The sequence below is a fragment of the Psychroserpens sp. Hel_I_66 genome, from assembly GCF_000799465.1.
In the GTDB taxonomy this organism is placed as follows: domain Bacteria; phylum Bacteroidota; class Bacteroidia; order Flavobacteriales; family Flavobacteriaceae; genus Psychroserpens.
This window is the reverse complement of sequence record NZ_JUGU01000001.1, coordinates 486,423-509,528: the sequence shown is the minus strand read 5'-3', so window position 1 is coordinate 509,528 and position 23,106 is coordinate 486,423. Positions and strand designations below refer to the sequence as shown.

Genomic DNA, 23,106 nt, shown 5'->3' with positions numbered 1-23,106 from the left:
AAAATTGAAAAACGTGAGCAAAAAAAAATATCAAGTACAAACAAATCCTTTTGTCGTTCCCACCACTGATGGTAAACTTATAGAAGAACATTTTGGAAATGCTACAGATAAAAATTCAAAAATAAGTATAGCACATATGATTGCACCTGCTGGCTGGAGCGAACCTTTCCAAACACCAGAGTTTGATGAATATACCTACATTATAAAAGGCAAAAAACAATTCATCATCGAAGATGAAACAATCATTTTAGAAGCTGGCCAATCCATAAAAATCGAAAAAAACACAAGAGTTCAATATTCTAACCCATTTACTGTGGCGTGTGAATATTTAGCAATTTGCACACCAGCATTTTCTATGGATCTTGTAAACAGAGAAGAGTAGATGAAACAAATTCTAGTCAAAACAATAGGATCAATCATTAATTTAACAAGCTATATTTCTCCCAGATTTGCAGGGAAACTCGCTTTAAATCTATTCTCAAAACCTCGTAGAATAAAATTAAAAGAAATTGAAAGGGACTTTCTAGATACTGCATTCATAGAAGATATTAATTACGAAGGCATCAATATAATGACCTATAGGTGGTTAGGTAAAAAAGAAACCGTGTTATTAGCGCATGGCTGGGAAAGTAATAGTTTTAGATGGAGAGATCTTATCACAAAACTTAAAGAACTAGATTATAATATTGTCGCATTGGATGCTCCAGCTCACGGTAATTCTAGCGGAAAGATGTTTAACGCCATCTTATATTCAGAATGTATAAACATCGTAGCAAAAAAATTTAAGGCCAATATTGTTATTGGGCATTCGGTTGGCGGAATGTCTACCGCTTTTTTTCAGAAGAAATATCAACTCCCAACAGTGAATAAGCTCGTTTTATTGGGAGCTCCTTCAAATTTTTTGGGCGTATTTGAAAGGTATGTAAATATGATGTCATATAATGATCGTGTAGCAAATGCAATGAATTCACTATTGTTTGAACGCTTTAACAAAAAACCAGAGTTTTTTAATGCAGCTCGGTTTTTAGAAAACTCAGATATTGAAGGGTTATTGATTCATGATAAAAGAGATAAAATTATCCCATATAGCGATGCTGAGGATTTTAAAAACTTTTACAAAACGTCTAAACTTATTACTACGGAAGGTTTTGGTCACGGATTAAGATCTGAAGAAGTAAACAACCACATCGTAGATTTTATTACTACTTAGTTTTGTAATTTTGTCAAATGACAGAAAACTTAAAACGAATCAACAAATTTCTCAGTGAAGTTGGCTACTGTTCCCGCAGAGAGGCAGATAAACTCATTGAGGCAGGACGCGTAACTATAAATGGTGAAATTCCAGAAATGGGAACTAAAATCACTCCAACCGATGAAGTTCATGTTGACGGTAAACTCATTGAAAACACCAAACAAGATTTTGTGTATTTAGCTTTTAACAAGCCTGTAGGCATTGTTTGTACCACAGATACTCGTGTAGAAAAAGATAATATCATTGACTTTATAAATTATCCAAAACGCATTTTCCCAATTGGCAGATTAGATAAACCGAGTGAAGGACTCATACTTTTAACAGATGATGGAGATATTGTAAATAAAATACTTCGTGCCAGCAATAACCACGAAAAAGAATATATCGTTACGGTAGATAAGCAAATTTCCCAAACTTTTATTAAGCATATGTCTGAAGGTATTTATTTAGAAGATCTTGATAGAACAACCAAAAAATGCGAAGTCAAGCGTTTGGATTCTAACACCTTCAGCATAATACTTACTCAAGGTTTAAACCGTCAAATTAGACGCATGTGCGAGTATTTAAATTACGAAGTACAAACCTTAAAACGTGTTCGTATTATGAATATCTCTCTCGATGTTCCGGTTGGAGAATATAGAGAACTAACAAAAGAAGAATTTAGAGAACTTAATGCTTTATTGGCCTCATCGACCAAAATCTATCAAGAACAAAAACGAAAATAAGTGTGTTTAAAACCAAGTAATAATTGCAATTTAAATTATTTAATAACACATAATTTTTCATATTTTAGCTTTCTAACTATATAATAATTAATCATGATTAAAATTTTAGCATTGATATTGACCATTGGCGGAATGATCTCATTAGTTTTGGGGGTTTTAGGAATTTTTGGAAACAACCTAGTAGCCTTAAGCCCTTGGGCATTAGCGATTTTGGGAGGTATTTTCTTTATATCAGGAGTTTCGATGCTTAAATATAGAAAAGACAAACCAGCAGAATAATCTTTTATGTCAAACCAAGTTTCTCCATTTCATATTGCGATTCCTGTCCATAATTTAGACGATTGCAGAGCATTTTATAGAGATGTTCTCAATTGTGAAGAAGGACGAAGCAGCGACCATTGGGTAGATTTCAACTTTTTTGGACATCAACTTGTGATTCATTACAAACCACAATCACAAGAAGATCTTCATACCAATCCTGTTGACGGAAAATCTGTTCCGGTACCGCATTATGGTGTTGTTTTAAATTGGAGCGATTTTCATGACTTTGCAGATCACCTTAGACTAAAAAAAGTAAATTTCATCATCGAACCTTACGTGAGATTTGAAGGTCAAACCGGAGAACAAGTGACCATGTTTTTTCTGGATCCAGCAGGAAATGCTCTAGAATTTAAAGCATTTAAGGATCAAACCCAGTTATTTGCCAAGTGATTTCTTCTTTTCTTCGGAAATGTAAAATGGCAAATAAATGAGAAGAAATAAGGGAATTATAATTAATTGCCCGACAATGATATAATAAGGCCATTCTCCAAAATAATCTAATAATGTGGCAGATTTAGGTTTCTCAATTAAATAAAAATAATTGGCTTTTAAAACGTAATTGATTCCAATCATCAAAAGAACGTATACCTGTAAAGCTAAAAAAGATTTAAAAACACTCCTCAATTTGGGCTTTAGCTTAAACACAAAAATGTTATAGAAAATAACTATAAGCAAACCTAAGTGAACAATCCAATATCTAAAGTAATCCAGACTTGGGAAACCTTCGGAAATATCTGGAGTGATGACACCTTGTAACGTTCCTGCAATAATCCAAAATACTAGAATCTCAAACATCCAGTAGCGTCGGTAATGGGTGTAGATTGGAATTAAAATACCTAAGAGACTACATAAATATAATGGTAAATCTGTTCTAAAATCATAATCGGTAGTGATCATCATATAGATATGAAATGATATGACAACAACTGAAATGAAAATAGCTAAGTAATGAATGGCCTGCTGCTGCCTTTCCGAAGAAATAGTTGTAGCAAACTTGATTAGACATATCGCAAAAACTACTGCAAAACCTATAGGGAGTAGATGTTCCCAACTTAATATAGAAACACGATCTAATGTAGCAATTGATGTAATCATGCTACAATATAAAATTAATTAAGCAACAGATTATTAGCCAGCCTTAATTGTTCACAAAATTACATACGTTGCTCTCTGGCAAGAAGTGTGTTTTTTAACAACATTGCAATCGTCATTGGACCAACTCCTCCTGGAACTGGTGTTATGTAACTTGCCTTTTTGCTCACATTTTCAAAATCAACGTCACCGGTAATAACATATCCCTTTGGAGAGTCTTCATCTGGCACTCTGGTGATCCCAACATCTACAATCACAACGCCATCTTTTACCATTTCGGCTTTTAAAAAGTTTGGAACTCCAAGTGCAGAAATAATAATATCTGCTTGTGAGGTAATTTGAGTGATGTTTTTTGTATGACTATGTGTAAGCGTGACCGTAGAATTTCCAGGAAACCCTTTACGTCCCATAAGAATACTCATTGGTCGTCCAACAATATGACTTCTACCTATTACGACCGTATGCTTTCCTTTGGTTTCAACTCCATAACGATCCATAAGTTCTAAAATACCAAATGGTGTTGCTGGAATAAATGTACTCATGTCTAAAGCCATTTTTCCGAAGTTTTCTGGATGAAATCCATCAACATCCTTGCTTGGATCTACTGCCATTAGTACCTTTTGAGTGTTGATTTGAGGAGGCAGTGGCAATTGAATGATAAAACCATCGATATCATCATTTTGGTTTAGTTCTTCAATTTTATCCAACAATTCTATTTCGCTCGTTGTGTTTGACATACGCACCATTGTAGATTCAAACCCAACACGTTCACATGCACGAACTTTGCTACCAACGTATGTTAAACTAGCACCATCATTTCCAACAATAACCGCAGCTAAATGAGGTACTTTCTCACCTTTAGCTTTCATCTTATCGACTTGCTTTTTGATTTCGTCCTTTATGTCGTTGCTAACTTTTTTTCCGTCTAGAATTGTCATGTTTATGTTCTTCAGTCTACAGTTCTCAATCTGTAGTATTTAATATTTATATAATAATTAGTTAATAAGGTCAAGTGCATAGCGCCAACTGAAAGTTGTCACTATATTACTTCATACCTTTCATAGCCTGCATCATCGCTTTACCTTTTCCACCTTGCATCATTTTCATCATCTTGCTCATCTGGTTAAATTGCTTCAATAGCTGATTTACTTCCTGGACCGAAGTTCCAGATCCTTTACCAATTCTCTTCTTTCTGCTTGCGTTAATAACAGATGGATTTGATCTTTCATCTGGAGTCATTGAATGAATTATTGCCTCAATTCCTTTAAATGCATCATCATCAATATCTACATCTTTCATCATTTTTCCCGCTCCAGGAATCATACCGATAAGATCTTTCATGTTACCCATTTTCTTGATCTGCTGTATTTGCTTCAAGAAATCATCAAACCCAAATTGGTTCTTGGCAATTTTCTTCTGAATCTTACGAGCTTCCTCCTCATCATACTGCTCTTGCGCTCTTTCAACTAAAGATACAACATCACCCATTCCAAGAATACGATCTGCCATACGTGAAGGATAGAAGACATCAATAGCTTCCATCTTTTCACCTGTACCAATAAATTTAATTGGTTTATTGACTACAGATTTAATGGAAATTGCTGCTCCACCTCGTGTATCACCATCTAATTTAGTAAGAATAACACCGTCAAAATTTAAGATATCATTGAAGGCTTTTGCAGTATTCACTGCATCTTGACCTGTCATGGAATCCACAACAAACAATGTCTCTTGAGGTTGTATCGCTTTATGGATATTAGATATTTCGTCCATCATCGCTTGGTCTACTGCCAAACGACCTGCGGTATCAATAATAACAACATTATGTCCGTTTGCTTTTGCATGTGCAATACCTGCCTGAGCAATGGCAACTGGATCATTGTTTCCTTTATCGCTATACACATCGATTTTTAATTGATCTCCAACAACATGCAATTGATCAATTGCAGCTGGACGATATACATCACAGGCTACCAATAAAGGTTTCTTTGTTTTTTTATTTTTTAAGTAATTGGCTAATTTACCAGAAAAGGTTGTTTTACCAGAACCTTGTAAACCAGACATTAAAATCACACTTGGGTTTCCAGAAAGGTTTATTCCTTCTGCATCTCCACCCATTAATTCTGTCAACTCGTCCTTTACAAGTTTTACCATTAATTGGCCTGGTTGTAAACTAGTCAATACATTTTGACCTAAGGCTTTTTCCTTAACCCTATTGGTAAATTCTTTCGCGATTTTAAAGTTAACATCGGCATCTAAAAGCGCTCTTCTTACTTCTTTTAAGGTTTCTGCAACATTAACTTCTGTAATACTACCGTGTCCTTTTAAGACGTGTAGCGCTTTATCTAACTTTTCACTTAAATTATTAAACATAATCTTCTATAAATTTAAAGATGCAAATTTAGCGATTTGTGTTGTATTTATAAAGTTAAAATAAGAATTTAAGGTATAAATAGAGAAAAGGATTGCTATGACCAACAATCCTTTTTAACCAACTAAAAACTAAAAACTAACAGTTAATTATAATTAACAATTATTAATATTTTTAATAAAACAGTTAAATACCTAAAACTCCTACCCTTAAAAAAAATTAAAGTTCAAAATAGTATTCAAGTTTGATTTCAAATTCATTTTCCTAACTTAGCCACAACCAAAAATAAAAATGTCTAAACCGCTTACAGACCATATTTGTGAAGAACGATTGTTCTCCTCAATTTTTAGGAAATACTCCAAAGATCTTCATGATTTTCTATATTATAAATTCGGAAGTCAATTAAACCCGCAAGATAAAATGCAGGAAGCTTTCGTAAAATTGTGGGAGAATTGTGCTAAAGTTTCTCAGAATAAAGCCAAAAGCTTTTTATTTACTACTGCAAACAATCTCATGCTCAATGAGTATGCACACCAAAAGGTGGTATTAAAGCATCGCAAGATTATACCAAAAAACAGCACTAATATTAATCCAGAATTTCTACTTCAAGAAAAAGAATACAAAGCCAAATTAGAAAAAGCAATCGCTGGACTAACCGAAGCACAACGTGTTGCTTTTTTAATGAACAGAGTTGAAGGAAAACGATTTAAGGAAATTGCAGAATTACTTGATATCTCTACAAAAGCAGTAGAAAAACGTATTTACGGTGCATTAAAAAAATTGAGAAAAGATATTGATGAACTTTAATACTGAAATTGAAAATTAAATAAGGGTAGGGATTTTTAAAATCCAACTGTTATATGGTTGAATAGAATATAATGAATAAAGAAGACCTCATACAAAAATGGTTAGACCATAACCTAAATCCTACAGAACTTGAAGCTTTTAAAAAGCTTGAAGACTACCCTAGTTTGATAAAATTAGACCAGGAACTTGCTGGATTTCAATCATATAAAATGGATGAAGACAAGGTTTTTGATCAGGTTTTAAAATCTATTGAATCTAAAAAACGTAGCTCTGGAAAATTAATTTCAGTTTTATCAAAAATCGCTGCTATTCTCATGATTGGTTTTGGGATTTATTTCTACACCACCACACTTGACACAACGACCAGTACTATTGTTTCGCAGCAAAAAACTATGGTATTGCCAGATGCTTCCGAAGTAAAATTAAACGCCATGTCAACACTTTCGTTTAATGAATTTAATTGGAATGACAGTCGTGATATCAATTTAAATGGTGAAGCATTTTTTAAGGTTGCCAAAGGAAAAACATTTAACGTAATAACCCATTTAGGAACTGTTACCGTTCTTGGTACTCAATTTAATGTAAAGCAACGACATGACTATTTTGAAGTAACTTGTTACGAAGGTAAAGTTGCTGTAAATACAAAGACAACGGAAACCACGCTACTACCTGGAGATTCGTTTTTAATTATTGATGGGAAATTTATTTCTACGGAAAAAGAAACGTCACCAAACCCATCTTGGCTAGATCACAAGAGTACTTTTAGGAGTATACCTTATAAACATGTCATTAAAGAATTTGAAAGACAATATAAAGTTGATATCAAATTCAAAAATATTGACGATTCTCAAAATTTTACTGGAAGTTTTACGCATAATGATATTGAAATTGCCCTAAAATCCATTACTTTACCTTTACAATTAAAGTATAGTAAAACGGGTAATATCATTAGACTAGAACGTGAATAGAAAAGGTGTATTCTATCTTTTTATAATTTGTTTATTTTTGAATTTAAATTGTGTTTTTGCGCAATCAAATTTAAAAAACAAACTTCCGCTTTCAGAAATTCTCACACAGTTACAACTTAGGTTCTCTGTCAATTTCACCTATTTAGACCAAACTATTGAAGACAAATCTGCACTTCAGCCTGATGAGAATTTAACTCTAGAAGAAAGTTTAGAGTTCTTAAAATCTGAAACCAACTTGGATTTCATTTTATTAACGAATAATAGTGTTGTAATCTCAAAACGCAGCAACCCATTTAGTAATTTTATAACGCAAAAATTAGAAGAAGTGGTTATCACTAATTTCTTGACAAAAGGAATTTCAAAAAAGAGTGATGGTAAAATAAATATTAAAACTGAAGATTTTGGCATTCTTCCAGGTCTTTTAGAACCAGACGTTTTACAAAGTATCCAAGCGTTACCGGGAGTAATGAGTGTTGATGAACTTGTATCAAATATCAATGTTCGTGGTGGCACGCACGATCAAAACCTGATTCTCTGGGACGGAATAAAAATGTATCAATCGGGACATTTTTTCGGTTTGGTTTCTGCCTTCAATCCTTATCTTACTAAAGAAGTCAATGTTTCAAAAAATGGTACGAGCGTTAAATTTGGGGATGGTGTCTCTAGTGTAATTGACATGCAACTCTCCAATAGTTTAGACCAAGACTTTAAAGCTGGTATTGGTTTTGACCTTATTCATACAGATGGTTTTGCAAAAGTCCCCTTAGATGACAAAGCGGAAATCCAAATATCTGCGAGACGTTCTGTTTCCGATTTGATTTTCACGCCAACCTACGACCAGTATTTGCAACGTGTGTTTCAGGATAGTGATTTTTCTAATGTACAAGAGGAAAATTCCGAAGTGATATCAAATAACGAGCGTTTTTACTTTTATGATATTGCTACCAAATTTCTGTACGATATTACAGACCAAGATCAATTTAGATTCAATTTTTTGACCATAAACAATAGACTAACATATGACCAACGAGCTAATGATGACATTGAAACACCTTTACAAAACGAGTTAGAGCAAAATAATTTTGCCACAGGTTTTGAGTATTTAAAATACTGGAACAGTAAACTCACCACAACCGCTCAGTTTTATTACACTAGCTACGATTTACAAGCCACCAATTATAATATTGCTAATGACCAGCGTATAGATCAAGACAATCAAGTTAACGATTTGGGTATAAAAATTAATGCCACAAACCATATTGACAATAATTTAAAAATCCATGGAGGTTATCAATTTAGTGAAGTCATTATAAGTAATGCTGAAAGCACAGATAACCCAAACACAGAGCAGTTTATTAAAGAGGTTGTACGCACACATTCTATTTATGGTGAAGCCGAATTTACCTCAGCCAACAAAAACACCTATGCTAGAATTGGATTGAGAACTAATTTTATTGAAAAATTTTCCGAGTTTTTTACAGAGCCAAGACTATCGTTAAGCCATAAATTAGATAACGATTTTAGGTTAGAGTTTTTAGCAGAATTGAAAAGTCAAACCACCTCACAGATTATTGACCTTCAAAACGATTTTTTAGGGATTGAAAAGCGACGATGGATTTTATCCAATAACGACAACATCCCAATTATAAAAAGTGTCCAAGCAGCAGCAGGCATTCACTATAACAAGAATAAATTGTTAATTAGTATTGAGGCGTTTATAAAGGATGTTGAGGGCATAACATCACAGAGCCAAGGGTTTCAAAATCAATATCAATTTGTAGAAGCTATCGGTAAATTTCAAGTTAAGGGCATAGATTTTTTAATCAATAAGCAATTTAGTGATTTTAGTACCTGGGTGAGTTATTCGTTTAGTAAAAATGATTATGTCTTTGATGATTTTAATGACGGTAACCCGTTTCCTAATAATATAGATGTTACCCACGCTGTTACATTTGCGGGAACCTATGATGTTGATAATTTAAATCTTGCATTAGGTTTTAATTGGCATTCTGGAAAACCTCAAACTATACCTTTAGAAATACAGGATCTTACAAATACGCAAATAGAATATGGCTCACCAAATCAAAATTCTTTGAGCGATTATTTTAGAACAGATCTTTCAGCAACCTATAAACTAAAATTCAGCAATAAAATAAATGCTTCAATCGGTGCATCCATTTGGAATTTGCTTGACAAAAAAAATATCATCAATACCTATTATATACAAAATAACGAAGGCGAGATTGTCACAGTAAATAATTTTGCGCTTGGCATAACACCAAATGTTAGTTTTAGATTGCAATTTTAAATTCAAGAATACTATTCTTATAGTATCTTTAGTGTAATAAATCTAAAGCATATCATCATGATTCAATTGAATATTATCACCAAAAATGAAGACCAAGCCAATAGAATTACCGATTTACTTCATGAGCATGGGCTTGTAGTCAATGAATACATATTAAAAGAAGTTGTAGGTCGACTTCCTAACCAAGAAGGCAAATTAACAAACGTAGATGAAGTGTTAATTGTTGGCGTGACCAAAGCTCTATTATTCAACACAATCAATAAACTAATTAGAGTTCACTATCCAAAAGACACACCCATTATTTACGCAGTACCCATAGTATATATGGACGAAATTCAAACACAGGATGTCATTAGTGAGACTGCAAAAATTTAAAATTACACGTACATAACTAAAAGGACTAATATTTTCTATTGGAGAATTTCAAAAAAAAATTCTTATTTCTTCGGAATTTAAAAATCAATTAGTTACAGATTTTAAATATCAATTACTATTACAGAGAAACTTTAACTTAAACCTAAGTTAACTTTTAAAGAACATTCTTGAAGAAAGTCTAAAAATAAAATGTATTCATTTAGGCTTGATGAGCTAAGTTACTGTCTATAATAAACAGTTTTAAATGTCTATTTTGATTAATTCTAATTATTCACGTTGACTTAACACCTTAACATTACATTAAAGATATCTTAATCCAAACACCTTTTTAAGATAACAGTCTTTGCAATGTTCGATTCTAAATTTGCGTCAAACAGATTAACCAAATAATCACAAAAAATATGACAACTTTTAGAACACTTTTTTTTAAGATTTTAATGCTTTCCTTTTTAGGGATTTTTGCTACTGCTTGCGAAGCAGAAGATGGTCGTGATGGCACAGACGGTATTGATGGCGTCGATGGTCAAGATGGCGAGGACGGTGAAGACGGAAATGATTTTGTGCCAGAGGCAACAATGTTCTCAAACAAATCTTCATTTGAGCCTTTAGTAGCGATTGCACCACAATTTAATTTTGTTAATGCCTATTCAATTATTAGTACTCCAGATGTTATAGATGGTAATTTTCAATTAGCTGGATCTGCAGATGGTGCAGGATTTTTAAAAGATGGCGATGAGTACATTTATGTTGTTAACTGTGAAGACAGTTATGCAGTTTCAAGAATACGTTTAGATGAGAATTTAATGCCTATTGCTGGTGACTATTTGTTAAATTCTGGTGTTGCAGATTTTGCAAGACAGTGTTCAGGAACAATGTTTGAGGCAGAGATACATGGTGGATCTCAAGACATATTCTTATCTGCTTCAGAAAGTATAAATTACGATGTAAAAGGTATAGACCCAAGAGTTGCAACTCCTACTCCAACAGCAGATTTTGGTCTAGATGCGTTGGGAGAATTTTCATGGGAAAACGCAACACCTTTACCTCAAGGCGCATATGCTGGCAGTACAGTAATAATTGGTGGTGATGATGATTCCAGCGGATCTGAAGGCCAAGTTTCAATGTACTATTCACAAAGTGGTGATGCAGATTTAACAGGAGGAAGCATTTATGTATTACGTTTTAAGCAAGTTTCTAATGGCACTGGCGGGACAGCAGATGTAGTACCAAATACGGTTTATAATGAAAGTTCCTTAGATTTTCAAGCGTCTTATGACGTAGAATTTGTTGAAATCCCTAACGGAAGTTCTTTAACAAAAAATGAAATGGAAACTGCTTGTACAAACGTATTCGCTTCTCAATTTATGAGAGTTGAAGATGTAGATTACCAAAAAGGTAGTGATGCAAATGGTAGAAACGTATATTTTGCAGTTACAGGTCGTGGTCCAGGACAAGGGACTTATAATGATTGGGGAACTGTTTATAAGTTAGAGCTAGATGCTAGTAATCCTTTAGAAGGAACATTAACTCAAATCATAAGCGGTAATACAGACACCAATAATATGGACGGTAATATGTCTCAACTACAAAGTCCAGATAATATTTGTGTGACAGAAAACTTTGTTTACATCCAAGAAGATCCAAATTCTTTTAGCAGAGGTCATGCTGCACAGATTTACCAATCTGATTTGAATGGCAATAATCCACAAAAGGTTCTAGAGTTAATAGTTCGTCAAGATCTAGCTGAAGATTTTAGTACTGGTCTAAGCGGTGAATTTGGTTCATTAGTAGATATATCAGACAAGGTAGGCGTTCCCAATACATTTATCTTAGCATTACAACCTCACTATTGGAGAAGTAGCAGTTTTAGTGGATTAGATGGTCATATCAATTCAACTTATGAAGATGATCAAGCATCACAAATTGTAATACTAAAAGGACTTCCTAGATAAGTAGTTCACAAATATAAATTCAAAAAACGGAATCGAAACCTCAAGTTTTGATTCCGTTTGTTATTATTCAATTTCATTAAAAATATTCTTTTAAAACGCCAATCATATGCATTTACGTTGTCTCTTATTTTCATTTTTAGTTCTCTGCATATTTTCTTGTAAAAATGAGGAAAAAGCTATGGTAAGTATTCCAAAATCCAATTGGGAATTTGCCCACAATTTTTATTTAGAGCATTTAAATACCTCTATCACATATTTAGACAGTTTAAAGACAGAAGGTGTTAAAGGCAACAAATCAAAATATTATTTTGCAAAAACCAGAGAGCATTTTAAAATGGCAGAGCCTTATGCGTCTTACCTAAATCCAGAAGTTGGGCATCGCGTTAATGGACCTGCGCTTCCAGTTTATAAAGACGATAACGGTAAAGTCCTAAAACCGGTAGGACTCCAAAAATTAGAAGAGAGTATTTACGAACAAGAAACATCTCAAGAAGATTTTGACAATGAAATCTATGTCACTAACGGACTTTTAAATAATCTTAAAAAAAACATAGAAAAACGTGAGCTTAATGCACAGCGCTTTTTTATAGCAACACATCAACAATTATTTAGAATTGTAAGTTTGGCAATCTCTGGTTTTGATACACCTGTAAGTCATTTAGGCTTAGAAGAAACTGCTATTTCCTTAGAAAGTTTGAAAATGGTTTATAACAATAGTATTTCACATATTATTGAAGATACATCACCTCAACTTCACAAAGAATTCATAAACAATATTACAAATGCAATAGGTTTTATAAAAGAAAATGAAGATTTCAATACGTTTGACCGCTTTACATTTACCCGAGACTTCATGAATCCAATCACAAGAAATTGGGTCAATATTCGTAAAACCAGTGAGCTTTGGGAACCTGTAAATACCCAACCTTTTAATTATGATGCGCCAACATTTTTTGAGAACAACTCCTTTAATCTCAATTATTTCACACCAAACATCAATAAAAACCCAACAGAAAAACAGATAGCTCTTGGAGAAAAGTTGTTTTTTGATAAAAACCTTTCTGCAAACGGTACGATGGCTTGCGCTACTTGCCATGTCCCGGAGAAAGCCTATGCAAATGGTTTGGTGGTTAATATGGATAACAGTAATCACGAATTAAAACGCAATACACCTACTCTTATAAATGTAGCTTTTCAGCAGAGTTTCTTTTGGGACGGTCGTTCTCAAACGATTCTCGACCAAGTATCTTCGGTATTTACCAACAATAAGGAATTCAATACAAATGTACATGAGTTTTCAGAAGAGCTTTTAAAGGACTCAACGTATATAAATCAATTTAAGGATGCCTTCGGAAAAAACTCAAACAGCAACAAAGACGCTATTAGAGCAATTTCATCTTACATTTCAACATTAAACGCATTCAATTCTAAATTTGACCGCAATATAAGAGGTGAAGAAGACACATTTACTTCCGAAGAAAAATTAGGTTTTAATCTTTTTATGGGTAAAGCCCTTTGTGCAACTTGTCATTTTATGCCACTAACAAGCGGTACAGTACCTCCTTTTTTCAGTGAACATGAAAAAGAGGTCATTGGTGTTCCAGAAACCACGAGCAACAAACAACTTGACGACGATTTAGGATATTACTGGAAATTTGATGAAGCACTACATTATGGAATGTTCAAAACCCCAACGGTGAGAAACGCTGCGTTAACCGCACCTTACATGCACAATGGTGTTTACCAAACCTTAGAGCAAGTTATGGAATTTTACAACCTTGGAGGTGGTGGAGGCATGGGATTTGATCTAAAGCACCAAACACTTCCGTTTGATGAGCTAAACCTAACTATTGGCGAGCAGCAAGCCATTATAGCCTATCTAAAAACATTATCTGATACGCAAATTGAACGAACTTACTAAAACGTAAACCCTATTCTAATTCCGCCCCATTTCGCGGTATCTCCCGTACTAAATTCTTTGGTGATGGTAGATCTCGTATATTCAAAAAAAAGTGTTTTGGTCTGAATAACTACACCATAATTAAACTGAAACGTGAAACGCTCAACATCACTCGAAGCAATCGTATAAGGACTTTGCCTATTTAACAAACCACCTTGTAGCGTCGCATCATAACCCACAACACTAACTACAGGTTGTGCATAGGTATAGATTTGAAAATTTTTATTTTTTTCTTCCGAAGAAAATGAATTATGGAACCGTCCTAAAACCAAATTTGACCCAACCGAAAGATTCGTAAACAAAGTACCAATGTTTAGATTAGATTGTGCCTGTAACGTTAAGAGGTTATCAACTTCTAAAATTTGCTTTTCAATACCAACGTTATAATTTAAAACAAGATCATTTTTAATTTGATGTCTCCAGCCTCTTGGCGTTTTATTACCAGTGGCTTTATGAATTCCCACTTGCATTTCCTCTCCAAAAGCACCTGGACCAATCAACCCTAAATTTAATGAAGAGTGTACTCTCAGTCTTTTTTCAGAATTAATAGCAGTTAAAGAGCTTTTGAGCATTATTGCTGCAGCAAAGGGCCTATCTCCAAATTGAATTTCTGGGAGCTCGTAATCATCTGGTGTAAAACCAATATGCTCAATTGCCAAACCGTATTTATATTTAAAATTTTCTGGTTTTAGCAATATAGGGTTTAAAGGATTTTTCTCAAATAAAGGAGAACCAAACTCTAGGCTATAACCTTGTGTATAATTTTTATCACTGGCAGCAAAATAATCATTATCATAATTAAACCTAAAATAGCTTTCGCTCTCAATAGCTCTAAATGAGATGAGATTATCTATTTTTTGTGCATTTGATAAATTAAATATCAAGAAGAAGAAAATTAAAATTCTGGATGTTTTGCTCATATGGATATTTACGTAAAATTGCTGTTTAGTGTTTTTTAATTTTATGGTTACTTACGATTATTAAACAAGAAAGCCACCTTTCGGTGGCTTTCTAAAAAATTTAGTTAGGACTAACTCCCTATTCTAAAATTAATTTATGGGTAACAGCGTTGTTTTCCGAAGTTATACTTAAAATATAAAGTCCAGAAGCCATACCATTAATATCAATTGTATTTAAACCTGATGTTAAAGTTGTTTCCTTAACAAGTTGACCTGTTATAGAAATTACTTTTAAATTAAGTTCATTTGAAATTGAATTTCCAATCTCAATATTGAACTCACCTTTTGTAGGGTTAGGATATACAGTTAATACAGATGATAAATTAAAATCATTTACAGACAGTGTAACTTGAGACTCGTAAGCTCCAATATCACGTGCTGAACCAAATACTGCTTGACCAATTTGATCTGTAAAAGTATCTGCAGGATCACCAGCGTCAAACGCAGGAGAACCACTTAACAATTGATGTGTTAATGTTGTACCACCATTGTCTTGCAATGGGCCAACAACTGGATCTACACCTTCAATATCATTAGCCTCTGCAGTAAAAACATTTAAATCATCACTACCTATTAAGTTATAGTCATTAGATGTTAATAAACCTGAAACATCTGTTCCTGAACCAGCTGTATTTAATGCTACAATAGTATTTTTTAAAGATACATTGTTTACTGCATCAATACCACCACCAATAGCAGATGTATTTTGTACTACAGTTACAGCATTCAAGTCTAAACTCGCACCGTTATTTGTTAATCCACCACCAGAAACTGTTGCTGAATTACCAGAAATTGTACTTGTCATTACTGTTGTGATAGAACCTGTGTTATTGTAGATCCCTCCACCTTCAGCAGCAGTATTATTATCAATAGTAGAATTTGAAACCATCATAGTTGTTCCATCTTGGTTCCATAACCCACCACCTTCATTTGCAGCAGCATTACCTGTAATTGTACTTGTAGAAATTGTAATTGTTCCAGCTGTACCAGTAACGTGGAATCCACCACCATTACCTGGCGCAGCAGTACCTGCAGTTCCATTAACATCATTATTTGACATTACTGAATTCATAAACGTTAATGTACCGTCAATTAATTCAATTGCTCCACCAGCTCTATTTGCTGAATTAGAATCAAAAGAAGAATCTGTAATTGTAACATCTCCAGCTGTACTTAATAGTCCACCTCCAGATGCAGATGCACCAGTTGAAAGGTTATTTGAAACCACTGTTCCGTTTGTTACATTTAAAGTACCACCATTGTTGAAGATTCCAGCACCACCTTGATTAGCTGCACTACCTAATGCAGTATTGCTATCAATGATAACACCATCTACTAACATTACTCCAGTACCATTCCATAATCCTGCTCCTTCACGACCAGCTGAGTTACCATTAACGGTTCCTCCTGTAATTGTAAAGTCTTGCATACCTGAAATATGTAATCCACCACCATTTCCTGGGGCTGCTACTGCTGGCGCCACACCTGCATTGTTATTATCTAATGCTGTGTTAGTTAATGAAGCTGTTCCAGTTCCTGCTACAACTTCAATTCCTCCACCTGCTCTGTTAGCTCTGTTTCCTGTAATAAATGAATCAGCAGCACTAAAGCTTGCATCTGCATCTACTAAAATTCCACCTCCAGAACCTGAAGCTCCGTCTGCAATATTATTAGAAACTGTTGCTCCATTAATAAGGTTTACCGTACCGTTTGTTAAAGCGTAGATTCCTCCACCACCTTCTGAAGCTGTTGCTCCGCTAGCGGTATTTCCATCTATTGTTGCCCCATCAACAGTCAATATTCCTGATCCATTCCATAATCCACCACCTTCTGATGCAGCGGTATTCATATTTACTGTTCCACCGGTTACTGATACAGCACTGTTTCCACTCACGTGTAATCCACCACCATTTCCTGGTGCTCCTGTTCCTGTAACAACTCCTGCATCGTTAGAATCTAAATTCACATTGGTAAGCGTTACCGCTCCTCCGCCATTGGTTTCAATTCCACCACCTGCGCGGTTTGCTTGATTATCCATAATAGAGATTCCATCTGCAGTTAGTGAACCAACTGAATTTAGAATACCTCCACCTGTAGATTGTGCTCCATCTGCAACGTTATTTGTAATTGCTGTTGAGCCAGACAAGTTTAGTGTTCCGCCTTCGTTGTAGATTCCTCCACCTCCAGCAGCACCTGCTGTCATATCATCACTACCTGAAGCTGTGTTTCCATCAACTGTGTGATCTACTATTGTCATAACTCCAGAGCCATTCCATAATCCACCACCTTCGTTTGCAGCAGTGTTCATATTTGTTGTTCCTCCGGTAATATTAACAGCACTATTTCCACTAATGTGAAGTCCACCACCATTTCCTGGTGCGCCTGCTCCTGTCACAACTCCAGTATCGTTTGAATCTAAATTCACGTCAGTAAGCGTTACCGCTCCTCCTCCGTTTGCTTCAATTCCACCACCTGCGCGGTTAGACGTATTATCCATTATCGTAATTCCATTTGCAGTTAATGTACCTGCTGCATTTAAAATTCCACCACCTGTAGATTGTGCTCCATCTGCGATATTATTTGTAATTGCAGTTGATCCTGATAAATCGAGTGTTCCACCTTCATTAAAGATTCCTCCACCACCTGCAGCTCCCGGAACCATATCGTCATTACCAGACGCAGTGTTACCATTAACAGTGTGATCAATTAAAGTCATAACTCCTGAACCGTTCCATAATCCACCACCTTCGTTAGAAGCGATGTTTGAACTTGTAGTTCCTCCAGTTATTGTTGCATTTCCTGGTCCAGTGATGTGTAAACCACCACCATTTCCTGGTGCTGAACCTGTAATGTTATTGTTTAAAGTAACATTTGTTAAAGTCAACGTGCCAGCAGCCATCGTAGAATTATCTTCAATTCCACCACCTGCTCTATTTGCTGTATTACCAGTAATTGAAGAGTTTGAAACAGTCACAGACCCACCAGCTACATTTTGAATTCCACCACCAGAACCAGATGTTCCATCAGCGTCATTATTAGTAACTAAAGTTCCATTTTGGACTATAAGCGTTCCTCCATTATTGAAGATTCCTCCACCACCATCATCTGCTGCTGGACCACTTGCTGTGTTAGCATTTACAGTCACATTATCAATAGTCATTACTCCCGTTCCATTCCATAATCCTCCACCCTCGCGAGCAGCAATATTATTATCGAATGTTCCACCAGTAATATTTGAATTCGCAGCTCCTGAAATATGAAGTCCACCACCGTTTCCTGGTGCAGAACCTGTTGTATTATTTTCAACTGTAGCGTTTGTAATATTTAAAGTTCCTTCAATAGCCTCAATTCCTCCACCAGCACGATTAGATGTGTTGTTAGAAATTTCCGAAGCATCAATTGTAACAACTCCTGCGGTTGAGAAAATCCCTCCTCCAGAACCAGCGGTTCCTGTTGCAATATTGTTGGTAATTGAGGTACCACCTTGAACATTCAAGGTACCTCCATTATTGAAAATCCCAGCTCCACCATCATCTGCTGCTGGACCTTGTGCCTCGTTACTATCAATCATAGTTCCGTTTACAGTCATTGTACCTAAACCATTCCATAAACCACCACCTTCTCTTGTAGCAATATTACTGTTTACAGTACCACCAAGGATATTAGCATCTGCTGCTCCACTTATATGAAGTCCACCACCATTTCCTGGTGCAGAACCTGTTGTATTAAAGTCTAATGTAGTATTTACTAATGCTAAATTACCTTCGATAAGTTCGATTCCTCCACCTGCACGGTTTGAAGAGTTATAAGCTACCCATGATGTATTTATAGTTACATTTCCATCGATACTTAATATACCTCCACCAGAACCAGAAGCTCCAGAAGCTGTATTGTTAGTTATAGTACCTGAATTTTGTACAATTAGTGTTCCTCCATTATTGTAGATTCCACCACCACCAGTATCTGCATCTGGGCCTTGAGCATCATTTCCATCTACTAGCGTATTATCAACTGTCATTGACCCTAAATTATTCCATAGACCTCCACCTTCAGAAGCTGCTAAATTTAAAGTAACTGTACTATTATTGATTATTGCATTGGTTGTACCAGAAAGGTGAATTGCTCCACCATTTCCTGGGTTTGGAGTAATTGCATTGCCTAAGCCAATATCAACTCCAGCAGCATTTGCTGTTAAAGTAACACCATCTAAAGTTAGTGTTCCATTTGAATTATCTTCAATTGCACCACCTGCTCTACTTGCATAATTTCCAGAAATTGTTAATCCAGAAGCAAGGTTTAAGACTCCACCGGTGTTATTGAAGATTGCTCCTCCACGTCCTCCAACTTCTGAAGCATCTGCGATGTTTCCTGTTAAGGTTGTTGCTGCATCCACGTTTAATGTACCTCCATTATTGAAAAGTCCACCTCCACCTGTAGCATTACCGTTGGCAATGTTACCTGTGATCTCTGTTCCGTTTACTGACATTGAACCAACACTGTTCCATAATCCACCGCCTTCAAAAGCTATGTTATCTGTGACTGAACCATTGTTGTAAATAACATCACCTGCTCCAGAGATATGGAGTCCGCCACCATTTCCTGGTGCTGGTCCATTTACTACGTTTCCAGTTAATGTTACATCATTGAATGTATATGTTTCACCTGCTGCTGAATTGATTTCAATTCCTCCACCTGCTCTATTTGCTGTATTGTTCTCTATTGTTAATCCATCAACATTTAATGTTCCTGGAGTTAATGTGAAGATTCCACCACCAGAACCTAATGTTCCTGATGCTATATTGTTTGTTATTGTTGTTCCTGGCAAAACGATTAATGAACCTCCATTGTTGAAGATTCCTCCTCCACCGTCATCTGCTCCTGCACCTTGCGCATCGTTTCCATCGATGGTTGTTCCGTCTACTGTCATTGTTCCAACACTATTCCAAAGTGCTCCACCTTCACGCGCAGCTAAATTGTCATTCATTGTACCTCCAGTGATTGTTGCTGTTGCATTTCCACTAATGTGTAATGCACCTCCGTTTCCTGGAGCTGCAACAGCTGGTGCTACACCAGCATTATTTTCACTAATATTAAAATTTCCGAAGATATCAATAGAACCATCTATTATTTCAATAGCTCCACCTGCTCTATTTGCTGTATTGAAACTGATAACTGCATCTGAAACCGTTACAGCTCCATCTGTGCTAAATATCGCTCCACCAGAACCAGATGTCCCGTTTGCAACGTTATTTGACATTGCTGTTGCATTACCAACAATAAGTGTTCCTCCATTGTTGAAAATTGCTCCACCACCATCTGTTGCGTCATTTCCTGATGCGATGTTACCGTCCATAATTGTTAGACTAACATCCATGGTTCCTAAATTATTCCATAATCCTCCACCTTCTTGAGCAGCTAGATTATTTGAAATCTGAGAAAACCCAGAAACTGTAGCATTTGTAGTACCAGATAAGTGAACACCTCCACCATTTCCTGGATTTGGAGTAATTGTGTTACCTAAACCAATATCTACACCAGCAGAATTAGCTGTTATATTTATACCGTCTAATATTAATGTGTTTCCTGAATTATCTTCAATTGCACCACCAGCTCTACTTGCATAGTTTCCAGAAATTGTTAATCCGGTTGCTAAATTTAGAGTTCCACCAGTGTTATTAAAGATTGCTCCTCCGCGTCCTCCAACGTCTGAAGCATTTGCGATGTTTCCGGTTAAGGTTGTTGCTGCATCTACATTTAATGTACCTCCATTGTTGAAAAGTCCACCTCCACCTGTAGCATTACCGTTGGCAATGTTACCTGTGATTTCTGTTCCGTTTACTGACATTGAACCAACACTATTCCATAAACCACCACCTTCAAAGGCTGTGTTATCTGTAACTGCTCCACTATTGTAAACAACATTTCCTGCTCCAGAGATATGGAGTCCTCCACCATTTCCTGGTGCTGGTCCATTTACAACGTTTCCAGTTAATGTTAAATTATTGAATGTATACGTTTCACCTGCTGCTGAATTGATTTCAATTCCTCCACCTGCTCTATTTGCTGCATTGTTCTCTATTGTTAATCCATCAACATTTAATGTTCCTGGAGTATTGTTGAAAATACCTCCACCAGAACCTAAAGTTCCTGTAGCTGAATTATTTGATATGGTTGTTCCATTCTGAACTATAAGAGTACCTCCATTATTGAAGATTCCTCCACCACCATCATCTGCACCAGCTCCTTGAGCTTCATTACCATCAATAGTAGTATTAGAAATTGTCATTGTTGAAGATCCGTTCCAAAGTGCTCCACCTTCCAGAGCAGCTATGTTACCTCCAAAATTTGAATCTGAAATCAATGCACTTGCATTTCCTGTTAAGTGGATAGCTCCTCCATTTCCTGGAGCGCCATTTGCAATGTTATTTCCAAAATCACAATTTGAAACTGTTAGTGCTCCTCCTGCTGACATTTCAATAGCACCACCTGCACGATTGGCTTGGTTGCCTTGGAAAAAACCTCCTGTTGGAGAACCATCAATTGTCACATCTGTATTATCAACAACAAAAATAGCTCCACCAGAAGCAGATCCAATAATTGCTGTATTTCCATTAAAGTTTGTATCAGTAATGCTTAAATTTCCTCCTATTGAGAAAATTCCACCACCACCAGTGGTTCCGCCAGTTGCAACGTTGTCGTCAAAACTTACGCTGTTAACTGTCATAAGACCTGAACCATTCCAAAGACCACCACCTTCTGTAGCAGCATTATTTTGTACTAGACCACCATTAAAAGTGGTTTCTGCTGGACCTGAAATATGAAGTCCTCCTCCATTTCCTGGGTTCGCATCTGCTATAAAGTTTCCTGTTAAAACCACATCGTTAAATGTGAATGATTCTCCTGATACAGTATTTAGTTCTATACCTCCTCCAGCTCTGTTTGCTGAATTCCCTGAAAGTGTTGTACCATCTATGTCAAGTGTTCCTGGTGTTAAATTAAAAATACCTCCTCCAGAACCTGAAGTTCCTGAAGCGGTATTGTCTTCGATTAATGTTCCGTTTTGAACAATTAGTGTACCTCCATTATTGAAGATTCCACCACCACCATTGGTACCTGCATCACCTTGAGCATCATTATTATTAATGTCCATTGCGTCAACAGTCATTGTTCCGAAGCCATTCCATAAAGCTCCACCTTCTTGTGCAGCAATATTTCCGCTTGCAGTACCTCCATTAATAGTTACAGAACCATTACTTGAAACGTGAATTCCTCCACCATTTCCTGGGGCTGCTGTTGCTGGAGCAACACCTGCGTTATTATTTAATAACGAAACATTATTTAAAGTTGTTGTTACGGTTGCGCCTCCTGCTGTCTTATCTTCTATTCCTCCACCTGCTCTATTAGCTGTATTAGATGATATTTCAGAATTATTGACTACAAGGATACCTCCTACGTCATTAAAAATTCCTCCACCAGATCCTGCAGGCATTCCCGTAGCGTTAGCCACATTGTTTGTAATAACACAATCATTAATAGTTACAGTGGCACCCGTCATATAAATACCACCACCATCTGGAGCAACTCCATTTGTAATTGTTAAGTCATTTAAAGTTACATTACCAGAAGTAATATTAAAAACTCTACCATTTGAATTAGCATCAATCGTAATTGTTGATATAGGAGTACCCGAAATTGTAATGTCATTAGAAATGACCAATTCACTATTTAAAGTGACTGTTGTAACAGCAGCTAGAAATGTAACTGTGCCTCCTGGGCCAGCGTCTGCGATTTCGTTTCGCAGAGTTCCATCTGTTCCATCATCTGCACCGCTTGTAACGACTTGTGCAAATGAGTGTGTTGAAAAAAGTAATGTCATCGCGAACGCAACAACAAGTGTAATTTTGTTTCTCATTTTGATTAGTGTTTTGATTAAAGGTTAATTAGCCTTTTTGGGGAAAGACACAAACACTTACGAGAAATGACTTATCGAGGTTTTAAAAAATCACCTATTTAACA

Annotated in this window: 16 protein-coding genes; 11 read left to right on the top strand and 5 right to left on the bottom strand. The window is 35.7% G+C overall.

Annotated elements, in window-relative coordinates; genetic code table 11:
• The first annotated feature begins 13 nt into the window (after positions 1–13).
• The 5 genes from GQ40_RS02415 to GQ40_RS02395 all read left to right on the top strand — a co-directional run bounded on the left by GQ40_RS02415 (position 14) and on the right by GQ40_RS02395 (position 2,688).
• Complete coding sequence (locus tag GQ40_RS02415; RefSeq protein ID WP_047551312.1) at positions 14–382, top strand: cupin domain-containing protein; 369 nt, start codon at positions 14–16, stop codon at positions 380–382.
• Complete coding sequence (locus GQ40_RS02410; RefSeq protein WP_047545424.1) at positions 383–1,210, top strand: alpha/beta fold hydrolase; 828 nt, start codon at positions 383–385, stop codon at positions 1,208–1,210.
• 17 nt (positions 1,211–1,227) lie between these two features.
• Positions 1,228–1,977 (top strand): pseudouridine synthase, encoded by a 750-nt coding sequence (locus tag GQ40_RS02405; protein WP_047545422.1) that lies wholly within the window; start codon positions 1,228–1,230, stop codon positions 1,975–1,977.
• A gap of 93 nt (positions 1,978–2,070) precedes the next feature.
• Positions 2,071–2,256, top strand: a complete 186-nt coding sequence (locus GQ40_RS02400; RefSeq protein WP_047545420.1) for a hypothetical protein — start codon at positions 2,071–2,073, stop codon at positions 2,254–2,256.
• Between the two features lie 6 nt (positions 2,257–2,262).
• Positions 2,263–2,688 (top strand): VOC family protein, encoded by a 426-nt coding sequence (locus tag GQ40_RS02395; protein ID WP_047545418.1) that lies wholly within the window; start codon positions 2,263–2,265, stop codon positions 2,686–2,688.
• On the opposite strand, the gene GQ40_RS02390 is transcribed toward GQ40_RS02395, so the two are convergent.
• The 3 genes from GQ40_RS02390 to ffh form a co-directional block, all read right to left on the bottom strand.
• On the bottom strand, positions 2,674–3,393 hold the full coding sequence (locus tag GQ40_RS02390; protein ID WP_052184119.1) for a TIGR02206 family membrane protein: 720 nt from the start codon (positions 3,391–3,393) through the stop codon (positions 2,674–2,676). The genes GQ40_RS02395 and GQ40_RS02390 overlap by 15 nt on opposite strands.
• A gap of 59 nt (positions 3,394–3,452) precedes the next feature.
• The gene (locus GQ40_RS02385) at positions 3,453–4,328 is read right to left on the bottom strand and encodes a bifunctional 5,10-methylenetetrahydrofolate dehydrogenase/5,10-methenyltetrahydrofolate cyclohydrolase (protein WP_047545415.1); all 876 of its coding nucleotides are present in this window, start codon (positions 4,326–4,328) and stop codon (positions 3,453–3,455) included.
• A gap of 106 nt (positions 4,329–4,434) precedes the next feature.
• Positions 4,435–5,763, bottom strand: a complete 1,329-nt coding sequence (gene ffh, locus GQ40_RS02380) for a signal recognition particle protein (RefSeq protein ID WP_047545413.1) — start codon at positions 5,761–5,763, stop codon at positions 4,435–4,437.
• Positions 5,764–6,052: 289 nt separating this feature from the next.
• Here ffh and GQ40_RS02375 point away from each other — a divergent pair, with 289 nt between their 5' ends.
• From GQ40_RS02375 to GQ40_RS02350, 6 genes are all read left to right on the top strand, one after another.
• Complete coding sequence (locus GQ40_RS02375) at positions 6,053–6,568, top strand: RNA polymerase sigma factor (RefSeq protein WP_197052646.1); 516 nt, start codon at positions 6,053–6,055, stop codon at positions 6,566–6,568.
• A gap of 71 nt (positions 6,569–6,639) precedes the next feature.
• Positions 6,640–7,536: a FecR family protein gene (locus tag GQ40_RS02370; RefSeq protein WP_047545410.1), complete on the top strand. Its 897-nt coding sequence runs from the start codon at positions 6,640–6,642 to the stop codon at positions 7,534–7,536.
• A gap of 37 nt (positions 7,537–7,573) precedes the next feature.
• Positions 7,574–9,844, top strand: a complete 2,271-nt coding sequence (locus GQ40_RS02365) for a TonB-dependent receptor plug domain-containing protein (RefSeq protein ID WP_052184118.1) — start codon at positions 7,574–7,576, stop codon at positions 9,842–9,844.
• Between the two features lie 57 nt (positions 9,845–9,901).
• The gene (locus GQ40_RS02360) at positions 9,902–10,219 is read left to right on the top strand and encodes a divalent cation tolerance protein CutA (protein WP_047545408.1); all 318 of its coding nucleotides are present in this window, start codon (positions 9,902–9,904) and stop codon (positions 10,217–10,219) included.
• Positions 10,220–10,620: 401 nt separating this feature from the next.
• Positions 10,621–12,171, top strand: coding sequence for a hypothetical protein (locus GQ40_RS02355; RefSeq protein ID WP_047545407.1), 1,551 nt, complete (start codon positions 10,621–10,623; stop codon positions 12,169–12,171).
• Between the two features lie 178 nt (positions 12,172–12,349).
• Positions 12,350–14,092, top strand: a complete 1,743-nt coding sequence (locus tag GQ40_RS02350; RefSeq protein ID WP_231565533.1) for a cytochrome-c peroxidase — start codon at positions 12,350–12,352, stop codon at positions 14,090–14,092.
• Here GQ40_RS02350 and GQ40_RS02345 read toward each other — a convergent pair.
• Entirely contained in the window at positions 14,089–15,051 is a 963-nt protein-coding gene (locus tag GQ40_RS02345) for a lipid A deacylase LpxR family protein (RefSeq protein ID WP_047545403.1), read from the bottom strand. The genes GQ40_RS02350 and GQ40_RS02345 overlap by 4 nt on opposite strands.
• A gap of 118 nt (positions 15,052–15,169) precedes the next feature.
• On the bottom strand, positions 15,170–23,002 hold the full coding sequence (locus GQ40_RS17680; RefSeq protein WP_052184117.1) for a T9SS type A sorting domain-containing protein: 7,833 nt from the start codon (positions 23,000–23,002) through the stop codon (positions 15,170–15,172).
• Between the last annotated feature and the right edge of the window lie 104 nt (positions 23,003–23,106).